The organism is Acidobacteriota bacterium (assembly GCA_029861955.1).
In the GTDB taxonomy this organism is placed as follows: domain Bacteria; phylum Acidobacteriota; class Polarisedimenticolia; order Polarisedimenticolales; family Polarisedimenticolaceae; genus JAOTYK01.
Window position 1 is genome coordinate 260,893 of the sequence record JAOTYK010000001.1, and the last position, 10,367, is coordinate 271,259.

Here is a 10,367-nt window from a genome sequence, read left to right on the forward strand (position 1 = left end):
GCTAGCATCATGCTGTGATCGCGGAACCCCGCGGATCGAGAGGAGTCGAAATGGAGCCCGTGAAGTATCCAAGCCGTTGCGTGGAGCGGTTTCTCGAGTACGTGACGCACGACACCCAGTCCCGAGAGGACTCCGAGTCCTATCCGAGCACCCCGGGGCAGCTCGTGTTCCTCGAGCGGCTACGAGCCGAGCTGGTCAAGTTGGGCCTCGCCGATGTCATCCTTGACGCGAACGGTTACCTGTTCGCGACGCTTCCGTCGACCGTCGATGACGACGTCCCCGTGATCGGGTTTCTCGCCCATGTCGACACGTCGCCGGAGATGCCCGGTAAGGACGTTCGCCCGATCGTTCATCGCAACTACCAGGGCGAAGACATCGTGTTGCCGGATGACCCGACGGTGGTCCTTCGGGAGCGGGATACGCCCTGGCTGGCCGAACAGCGGGGAAACGACATCATCACCGCCTCCGGGACCACACTCCTCGGTGCCGACAACAAGGCCGGTGTGGCCGAGATCGTCGCAGCCGCCGAATACCTGCTGGCTCATCCCGAGATTCCCCACGGCCCAATTCGAATCGGGTTCACGCCCGACGAGGAGATCGGGCAGGGCACGAAGTACTTTGATGTCAAGGCATTCGGGGCTAGCTGTGCCTACACGATGGATGGCGAGACTCTCGGCGAGATCCAGTCCGAGACGTTCTCGGCCGACACGTGTGTCCTGCGTTTCGTCGGCTTCAATACCCATCCCGGGTTTGCCAAGGGGACCATGGTCAACGCGATTCGAGCGGCCGCCCGGTTCATCGCCGACCTGCCGACAGATAGCGCGAGCCCGGAGTCGACCGAGGAGCGTGAGGCGTTCGTCCACCCGTATGTCGTGGACGCCGCGGTGGACTGCACGACGGTCCGGGTGCTTGTTCGAAGTTTTGACAGCGCGGGGCTCGAGAGGCTTCACACGTTGCTTCGCAAGACCGCCCACAGGAGCCTCGAGCGATCCCCGGGTGCCCGGGTCGAGATCGAGGTCGAGGAGTCCTACCGCAACATGGGGGAGATTCTGAAGGATCACCCGCAGGTCGTGGAGCACGCGCGTGAGGCGATCCGACGGGCAGGTCTGGAGTTACGCGAGAAGCCGATTCGCGGCGGAACCGATGGATCGCGGTTGTCGTTCATGGGGCTGCCGACACCCAATATCTTCGCCGGCGAGCACAACTTCCATTCCAGGACCGAATGGGTGTCGACCCATGACATGCAGAAGGCTGTCGATGTGATCATCGAACTCTGCCAGGTGTGGGCCGAGGCGGACTAGTCGTCCTCGGGGCGTCCTTCCTTGATCCTCGCGATCTTGCCCTCGACGTCCGACTCGATGCGTCGGCGATCGACTTCGTAGTGTTCGTCCAGCTCGGCAAGCTTGACGGGATCGTCGTCGGCGCTTCGTCGATCGCGGTAGAGAATCTCGATCTGTGCCATGCGAGCGCGAGACTCCGAGCGTAGCTCCGCGATGCGGGCCTTTTCCGCATCGGTCAGCACGCGAGGGGCGTCGACACCGGCCTCACGGTCGGATGCCTGCAGCCGTTCCATGGCAAGTTCAACGGCGGACTTCAGCGGAATGTCGTCGTCACTCATCACCGCTCCTCACGTTGTGATTTCTCGGGATTCAACCACAGACAGCTGACATAGCGCGGATCCAGCGGCGCGCCGGGATCCAGGCCGGAACACTGGTCGTAGAGTTTCTGCAAGGAAAACCGCCCAAACGCCGTAAGGATCGCCTGTTCCCGCGTGGGGAGCTCATCGTCGATCGCCAACCCGTCGATCATTCGGCTCAGAGCGCTTGCCGGCGCATCCGGAGCGGCGGTTCGCCGGGATGCGACGGAACGAAGAAAATCTGCGGTGGTGGTATCCGCCAAAGGAGCAATCGTCAGTCCGTTGCCCACGTGGTAGTTGGCCATCAGCGTCAGAAGAAAGGTGCTCATCCGATGCAATTCGTTGCCGGTGGCAAGTGCTTCTTCGAGGGGGAGTCGACTCCAGAGCAGGTTCCCCGCGACCCGGATCATCTCGACTGCCGCGCCACTGGTCTCGATCTCCTCGATCGACCGAAAGTCCCGACGCTCGCTCCGCTGGGTCTCGTCGTCGGCATCCAGGTAGAGAGGGCGAGGGCCGAGCAGCGCCTCGAATCGCTCACGCACCTCGTCGTCCACCAGATAGACGGCCTGGGGCGCTCCGGCGAGCCATCCGTCCGCCAGGAGCGAACGGGCGTTTTGATGGAGCAGCATCGGGAGTTCGTAGCCCTCCCGAAACAGCTCCTTGATCGGCGTGCTCGACAGCGTGTGGGCCGCCTGTTCCGGAGAGGTGTCGCCGCGTCGATGGAGGGCGATCTGGACAAACGCGCCGGTCTTCTCCGCCGCCCGTCGATGGGCGACGGGATCTCCCATATCGGCGTAGTCTGCGACAAGGACGTGATTTGCCACCGATACGAAGCCGTGGAGCACGTCATCCCGAACGGAGTCATCCAGATGGGCAAGAGCGAGACTCAACGCCGTTGAATCGGACGCGGCGGCCACCGGGAGGCGTGGAGCGGCAAGGCCGTCCGCGTCGGTCGGTCGGGGTGCGGAGGGGATCTCGCTGGCTCGACTGGGGCTGCGGTAGATCTCGAGGGCATCGTCAAGGCCGGGGAAGCCGTGTTCATCCAGTCGGCTCTGACGCCAGCGAAAAGCCTGCTCCTCGAGTTCCGAGTTGAGTTCCCAGATCGAACCCCACATCACCCGTTGGTAGCGCTCGGGCTGATCGAGAAAAAACGCCCGTAGGAATCGCCCGGCCGCCGGTCCGTGCTCGGTGGCGGTGGTCCAGAATCGATAGTTGCCGTCCGGCGCCATGAACCCCTCCTCGGTGCCGGACTCGCTAAGGCCATGACCATGTTGGTCCGGGTCGTCCTCGGACTCTATCTGGGTCACATGCAGCCAGTTGTGAAGCAGCAACGAGAGAAGCTCGTCATCCAGATGACGGGTGAAGCGTCGCATCGATTGTTCGCCGGCCTCCAGAATCAGTGCAATCCACGCGCCGCAACGGTCCCCGTCAAATCGCTCCCCGCGCCAGGCCTCGAGGTCCAGCAGGTGGGCGATCTGCTCGTTGGATGCCAGACGCACGAACGGGATGGCGTCGGTGGGACCGATCTCGCGTACGGTCAGGTAGAAGTCGGCGCCCGGCAGGCTGCGCACGAGACGCATCGGTCGCGGGGCGTTCAATATCAGTTTGAGACGGTCGCCGGCGTCCAGCCGGAGTGCGAGTTCCGCCTGGTGTCGGGTCTCCCAGTCCGCGAGGACGTCGCCCAGGCGTTCCGGGGCGCGTCGGACGAGCTCCGCCGCTTCCTGGACGAGGGTCCGATCGATCCCCGCATCCGGGGGGCGCCACGCGTCGGAGTGGCTCCGTTCGTTCATCAAATTGTCTCCCGGGATGGATCGTGCCGTCGGCTCGAATGATAGCAAACGGCCGTCATCTGTCGTCAAACTTGCCGGTCACGGCCGGATGGCGTATCCCTTGTAGGCCGCCCGAGGGCGCTTCGACACTGGAGATCGCATGACCCACAGCAAGTGTATCGGACCCGTCTCGCGGGTCCTGACCGTGACGATCGTCGCCATTGCGATGTTTGCCGTCTTGCCGGCGGCACCGCGCGATATTCCCAAAGACGGGATCGATCGCGAGTTCTTTCGACTTCGCGGCCTGCTGCAGAACGCCAACGTAAAGCTGCAGAACGACGTCGCCGATCTCGGCGCAGCGCAGTCCGGCGCGACGTCGGTGGCCCAGACCTGCTGTTCGGGCAATCTGAAGAAGATCGGCGCGGCGCTTGTGGGGCTACAGGTCGAGACCGATCGGTTGAAGTCCTGTTACGACGCCAACGATCAGGTCGAAAACTATGGGGCGGTCCAGTACTTCAAGACCGACGTCGATGCCCTGGCCAACGCGTTGCTGAAATTCGCGCAGGCGGCGACCAAGGAAGAGGCGGAGGCCAGATTCCAGTCGATCATTCGCACGTTCAAGTTGGCGGAGAAGAGCGCCGCCGACGTCGTTCGTTGCGGAGACGCGCCTCCGGAATCGTCGGATCAGTAGGCGGCCAGTCGACGCGCCGCGTCCTCGATCCGTTGATCGCTGACGAGGAACGCCTCTTCCAGCGGCGGGGAGTAGGGCACGGGAGTGTCCAGCGCACCTAGAACTCTCACCGGTGCGTCGAGACTCTCGAATGCCTCTTCCTGGACCCAGGCCGCGAGACTCTGGCCGATGCCGCCGGTCTTCGACCCTTCGTGGACGAAGAGAATCCGGCCAATCGCGCGAGCACAACGCAGAAGACACTCACGATCGAGCGGAACCAACGTTCGAAGATCCAGGACGCCCGCGTCGATGCCGTCGGCGGCGAGTCGTTCGGCCACCCGCAGGCAGGAGTGTACGTACGCGCCGTAGGAGACCAGCAGCACGTCCGAACCGGTTCGACGAAGCGCCGCCCGACCGAGGGGCAGGGGAGCCACGCTGTCGGGCAGGGCTTGCTTGATCCGTGGTTCCCGATAGAGGGCGATGTGTTCGTAGAACAAGACCGGGTCCGGGTCCTTGACCGCCGACAACATCAAGGCCTGGGCATCGTGGGGTGTCGATGGCGTCACGATCTTCAGCCCGGGTGTTCGGAAGAACCACGGCTCGGTGTTCTGGCTGTGATAAGGACCCGCCTTGCGGAGACCGCCCCAGGGCATTCGCACGACCATCGGAACCGAGCCACCCCAGCGATAGCGAATCATCGACGCGTTGTTAACCAGCTGGTTGAAGCCGGTCGCGACGAAATCGTTGAACTGAATTTCGCCGATCGGTCGTTGTCCCGCCAGCGCCGCGCCGACACAGACGCCCAATACCCCACCCTCGGCGAGGGTCGAGTTCAGGATTCGGTCGCCGAAGCGTTCCAGCAATGGACGCAGCAGGAGAAACGCGTTGCCGTACTTGCCACCCACGTCCTCGCCATAGACGAACACGCGGGGATCGTCTTCGAGGGCCTGGCCGACCCCACGCATGATCGCTTCGAGAAACGTTGTACCCGATCGATCGAACGGCGGTGCGACCTCCAGGGCAGGCATGGACTCTTCGGACGAGAGCGGCTCGGCGAGCGGGTCGCGATGTCCCTCCACCTCGAAGTCGGCGAAGACGTTCTTGCCGACGTCGGCGGCATCCGGCCATTCCGAGTCGATGACGGTCCTCGACTGGTGACGGACGATCTCCTCGACTTCTCCACGTACCGTCTCGATCTCGTCGTTTGTCATGACGCCATCGCGTATCAGCCTTGCCGCATGCGTCGCGATCGGGTCCTTCTGTCGCCAGTAGCCGTAGCGATCGACATCGACGTAGCCGTTGGGATCGGGATCAGGGTAGTCCCACGACGGCTGGGGCTCTTTTCCCAGATAGAGCATGTCGTCGTGGTGGGCATGACCGCACATCCGCATCGCGATCAACTCGATCAGTGTCGGCCCGTCCCTGCGCCGGGCGCGCTCGACGGCCCACGCAAAGGCGACGGTGACGGCCTCGATGTCCGTCCCGTCAACCGTGAGGCCCGGGATACCGTAGCCGAGGGCCTTGTCGGCGAATACCCGGGCCGCCGACTGTTCGCCGACCGGCGTCGATAGTGCCGTCTGGTTGTTCTGTAGACAGAAGACTGCCGGGAGACTGCGGGCGGCACAGAGGTTGATCGCTTCGTGCCATTCACCCAGCGACGATCCGCCTTCGCCGATGAACGAGAGGGCGACCCGTGGGTCTCCGGCGCGGGCGAAGCCCATCGCCATTCCGGCCGCCGTCAGGGTGGCGATCGAAAGCGGTGCCGAAGCCGGTAGCACGCCGACGTCCATATCCCCGACATGGAAGTCGCGGCCATCCATCGGGGGCCCCGCTTTTCCCATCTGGGCACTGAGAATCTTGCGAACCATCGTCTCGTCGGGACACATCGCGATCGCGGCACCCGCATCACGAATCAGCGGGGCGACGACGTCGCCCTGCCAGCCCTTCTCCGAGTCGAGCCACTGCGGTCCACGACGTAACCGAATTCCGCAGCCATAGATCGCTTCCTGACCCAGCGAGCGAAAGCCCTTGCCCTGGAACGACGTGTCGCCATAGCGAACCTCGCCGCCGAGGAAGAAGGCCTTCAGCTGATTGTCCGTCGCGCGGGTCAGCATCATTCCCCGCAGCATCTCGCGACGCTCGTCGGCCGTGAGGCTGGCCGCGATCCCCAGACGCTCGAGAAAGCCGTCAACGTCGTCCACGACCTGATCGATCGCCTGCTGTCGACGATCCGCGGCTTCGACGGCCGGAGTGATCTCGTCCGCCGTCGGCGGTGTCTCCGTCAAGAGCGACTCTCGAAGTGTCTCCGCGCAAGCACGCCGTGAAGACGCAAGCTTTCCGGCATCCTCGAGGGGAAGTTGGTCCAGCCGATCTCCGATCGCGTCGAGGACGGCGGTTGCGGCAAACGGATGCCGCTCGGCCAGGAATGTCGCTAGCGATTCGCGGAGCGTTGGCGTTGTTTCGGTGCGGGACACCCCGCGATGCTAGACGGAGTCGCGGTCGACAGCAAGCGGGTCGCAAAGGGCTTGCCGCGACAACAACGATCGGGCAGACTTGCCGTTTGTTCCGAGTCCAAACCCTGGAAGACCTTCGTGAGGAAACGCGTCGTCCCTCCACAGCCCGCGCCGTCGCCGGCGAGTCCCGCGTTCATGGAGATCGATCTGGTCGCCTGGGCCGGCGAGCCGATGGCACGGGCCGGGCGACGGGATGCCCTCCTGGGTCGTGTGGAGAGCCTGAGAGTTGCCGCCGATGGCGCGACCCTGGTCGCGAAGGTTCGCGACGAACGTGCGGCCGCCCGTCAGGTGACCGTCTGCCTGGCCGGGGACGAGGTCGAATGGGTCTGCACCTGTCCCAGTGCGACGGGATCTCCCTGCAAGCACGTCGTCGCCGCGGTCGAAGCGCTGCGCTTCCCGATGGGCGGTCCGATCGTCGAGGCAGGGGTCGCGGCCGCCGGTCGTCGTAGTCGCGGTGGCGCCCGTGGTGCGACCGACGCTCCGTCCGTCGACGGGTTCATCGTCAGTGGCGGGAAGGAACGCACCCTGACCCGCTCCGAGCGGATAGCTTCGGCAAGTCAGGCCGAATGGGTCCTCCGTCGGGCCGCCGCCCGGCGTCAACAGCAAGCGGTGAAGAGGATCGATGAAGACGGGCCGGTGGTGCGGCTGGAGGTCGGGGCAGAGGCGGTGGTCACGTTGCGTGGTGTCCGGGGCATCGCGGGACAGTGCGACTGCGACGACTACGCGGCCAATGAACTTGGGACCTGCGCCCACGTGGAACGTGCGCGGAACTGGTTCATCCATCATCGAGGGCAGGTGCCGGCGAAGGTCCTCTCGCTGTGGGTGCGGCCGAGAGTCTGGGAAGAATGTGTTCCGAATCCGCTGCGAGAGATTCGAGTCGACTGGACCTGCAATGAACGGCCGGCGGGTCTCGACACGCTGTTCGACGACGACGGTTGGATCCGACCGGAGGCGGATATCGAGCAGGCGATCGTTCTGGTGGGACGGGTCGCCGACGAGAACGGACTCCGTGCGGAGATCGACGACACTGTTCACGGACGGCTTCAGAGCGAGCGCCACAAGGTCGATCGTCGCCGTCTCCTGGAGGGCATTCAGGACAACGACGAGGCCTGGCAGTCGATCACCCGGCGCGTGCCGTTCACGCTCCACCCCTATCAGTGCGTCGGGGCGCGTTTCCTCGCGACGAGGGGTCGAGCGTTCCTCGCGGACGATATGGGGCTCGGAAAGACGATCCAGGCGATCGTTGCGGCCTTGCTCTTGCGTGAAGCGAAGGAGGCCCGCCGGATCCTGATCGTCTGCCCCGCATCTCTCAAGCATCAATGGCGACAAGAGATCGAGGCGTCCTGCGAGATCTCGGTTCGGGTCCTCGAGGGTACACGGGCGACCCGCCACGAGGCCTACGCAACCTGGCAGGAAGGCTTCATGGTCGTCAACTACGAACTGGTGCTTCGCGACCTTGAACAGATTAAGCGCACCGGGATCGATCTCGTCATCCTCGACGAGGCGCAGCGGATCAAGAACTGGGACACGAAGACGGCCAGAGCCGTCAAGCAGATTCCCAGCCGCCACGCATTCATCCTCACCGGAACGCCGCTCGAGAATCGATTGATGGAACTCCATTCCCTCGTCGAGTTTCTCCACCCCCGGGCGCTCGGGCCCCGCTGGCGTCTTCTTCCGTTCCACGCGGTGACGGAGCTGCAGGGCCGGGTTCTCGCGTACGAGGGCCTCGACGTCTTGCGGGCGCGGCTGTCGGAGTTCTTCGTCCGCCGCGATCGTCGTCAGGTGATGGACCAACTGCCGCCGCGGACCGACAACACATTCTGGATCAACATGACGAGCCTTCAGCGGCGGGCGTATCGGCGGCACGCGGGCACGGTGGCCCGACTCGTCGGCAACAATCGCGCGCTGCAGCCCGGTGAGGTCCGGCTGATGTTGCAAGCGCTCACCCGCATGCGGATCCTCTGCAACGCCCACGCACAGTACGAGTGGGAGTCGTTTGCCGATCGCGTCGAGCAGGTCGAAGCGCCGACACCGCTGGAGATCAAGCGACTTGGTTCGCCGAAGCTGGAGGAATTTGCGGCGGTTCTCGAGGAGCTTCTGGACGAGACCGACGAGAAGGTCGTTGTCTTCAGCCAATGGGATCGGATGCTGCGTCTCGCCGAGTTCGTCGTTCGGGACGGGTTGCGAAGTCGGGGAGTGACCAGCAAGCGATTCCACGGTGGCCTGACGAGCCGGGCCCGCAGCACGATGCTCGACGCGTTCCGGGAGGAGCCGGAGTTTCGTGTCTTGTTCTCGACGGATGCCGGGGGGCTTGGGTTAAACCTCCAGCATGCGGCGTCCATCGTCATCCACCTCGAGGTGCCGTGGAATCCCGCGGTCATCGAGCAACGGATCGGACGCGTGCACCGCATGGGGCAACGCCGCAGCGTGCAGGTGTTGCATTTTGTCAGTCGTGGCGCGATTGAGGAACGGGTGCGACGACTGGTCGAGAGCAAGCGAGCTCTGTTCGACGGGTTGCTGGTGAACGACGCGGACTACGTCAAATTCGATGACGCCGGTCGAACGGCGTGGCTCCAACGAATCGGCAATCTTCTCGAAACGTGACCCCGTCGCTCATTACCAGAGCTCGAACTCTCGAACGAGCGTAACGCCGAACTTCTCTTTTACGACGGTCTCGACGTGATCGACGAGACGGAGGACATCGGCGGCCGTCGCCGCGCCGCGATTGACGAAGAAGTTTGCGTGCAGGGCCGACACCTCCGCGTCACCAATCCGGTATTCCTTGAGCCCCGCCTCCTCGATCAATCGACCGGCGTAGTCACCGTCGGGCTTCAGGAACACGGAGCCACACGAAGGAAGTTCGGTGGGCTGGTTCTCCTTTCGCGAGCCCGCGAACCGCTCCAGTCGCGACGCGATCTCGTCGGGATCTCCGTCGGCTAGCTTCAGGCGGGCGCCCACGACGATTCCGTCGTTGTCACGGAACAGAGAACCGCGATAACGGAATCCGCACTCGTCATGGGGCACCTGGCGTCGCCGGCCGTTGCCGTCGACCCAGTCCACCTCGACGACGTGGTTGCCGATCTCGAACTCGTGCCAGCCGGCGTTCATCGTCACGGCACCCCCGAGGGTTCCGGGAATCCCGGCGGCAAACTCCAGTCCCGCGAGTCCCGCGGCCGCAGAGCGTTTTGCCAGCGCGGGGAACGATGCGCCGCCACCGGCGATCACGTCGTTGCCGTCGATCGAGATCGTGTCGAGGACCCGTCGTACGCGTATGACCAGTCCTCGAACCCCCCTATCTCTCACGACCAGGTTCGATCCGTTTCCGAGAACCTTCCATGGAACTGCCTCGTCGCGAGCCCAGGAGAGGAGGATTGCGAGGTCTTCGATCGTCGCGGGGGTGGCCAGGAGTTCGGCGGCCCCGCCCACTCGAAGGGTGGTCAGGGGGGCCAGGGGGCGGTCGATTTCCAGTTTGCCCCGATACTCCGTGTTGCGGAGCGTGGTCAGCCAATTGTCGGTTCGATCGGGCATTTGGGCAGCATGCCACACTGACGTCACGCTGTCAGCGACCGTCGATCCGCGGCCGTCCCCGAAATAGTGTGGCAAAACTAGAGACGTCACGGCATATATCTACCGTCACAAACAACCGATCCGCACGGATCGCCGGCCGGTCGCAGGACCGTTGCGCGCGAAGAAGTATGAGGCCGCCCATGAGCGATCAGCCCGAAACGCCCACCTCCGAAACGACCACCCCCGAGACGCCCACCCCCGAAACGACTCCA

The 10,367-nt window shown here is 64.3% G+C and carries 7 protein-coding genes; 3 read left to right on the forward strand and 4 right to left on the reverse strand.

Translation table 11 applies throughout. The features are described 5' to 3' along the window. The first annotated feature begins 50 nt into the window (after positions 1-50). On the forward strand, positions 51-1,301 hold the full coding sequence (gene pepT / locus OES25_01050; protein ID MDH3626226.1) for a peptidase T: 1,251 nt from the start codon (positions 51-53) through the stop codon (positions 1,299-1,301). On the opposite strand, the gene OES25_01055 is transcribed toward pepT, so the two are convergent. Beyond that, complete coding sequence (locus tag OES25_01055; GenBank protein MDH3626227.1) at positions 1,298-1,618, reverse strand: hypothetical protein; 321 nt, start codon at positions 1,616-1,618, stop codon at positions 1,298-1,300. The genes pepT and OES25_01055 overlap by 4 nt on opposite strands. After that, a complete protein-coding gene (locus OES25_01060) occupies positions 1,618-3,426 on the reverse strand; it encodes a DUF6178 family protein (protein MDH3626228.1) in 1,809 nt (602 codons plus the stop codon). Before OES25_01060 ends, OES25_01055 begins: the two co-directional genes overlap by 1 nt. Before the next feature lie 139 nt (positions 3,427-3,565). On the opposite strand from OES25_01060, the gene OES25_01065 reads away from it, so the two are divergent. Further along, positions 3,566-4,096, forward strand: coding sequence for a hypothetical protein (locus tag OES25_01065; GenBank protein MDH3626229.1), 531 nt, complete (start codon positions 3,566-3,568; stop codon positions 4,094-4,096). Here OES25_01065 and OES25_01070 read toward each other — a convergent pair. Beyond that, the gene (locus OES25_01070; protein ID MDH3626230.1) at positions 4,090-6,549 is read right to left on the reverse strand and encodes a thiamine pyrophosphate-dependent enzyme; all 2,460 of its coding nucleotides are present in this window, start codon (positions 6,547-6,549) and stop codon (positions 4,090-4,092) included. The genes OES25_01065 and OES25_01070 overlap by 7 nt on opposite strands. Positions 6,550-6,555: 6 nt before the next feature. Here OES25_01070 and OES25_01075 point away from each other — a divergent pair, with 6 nt between their 5' ends. Next, on the forward strand, positions 6,556-9,192 hold the full coding sequence (locus OES25_01075; GenBank protein ID MDH3626231.1) for a DEAD/DEAH box helicase: 2,637 nt from the start codon (positions 6,556-6,558) through the stop codon (positions 9,190-9,192). Between the two features lie 12 nt (positions 9,193-9,204). On the opposite strand, the gene murB is transcribed toward OES25_01075, so the two are convergent. After that, entirely contained in the window at positions 9,205-10,116 is a 912-nt protein-coding gene (gene murB / locus OES25_01080) for a UDP-N-acetylmuramate dehydrogenase (protein ID MDH3626232.1), read from the reverse strand. Between the last annotated feature and the right edge of the window lie 251 nt (positions 10,117-10,367).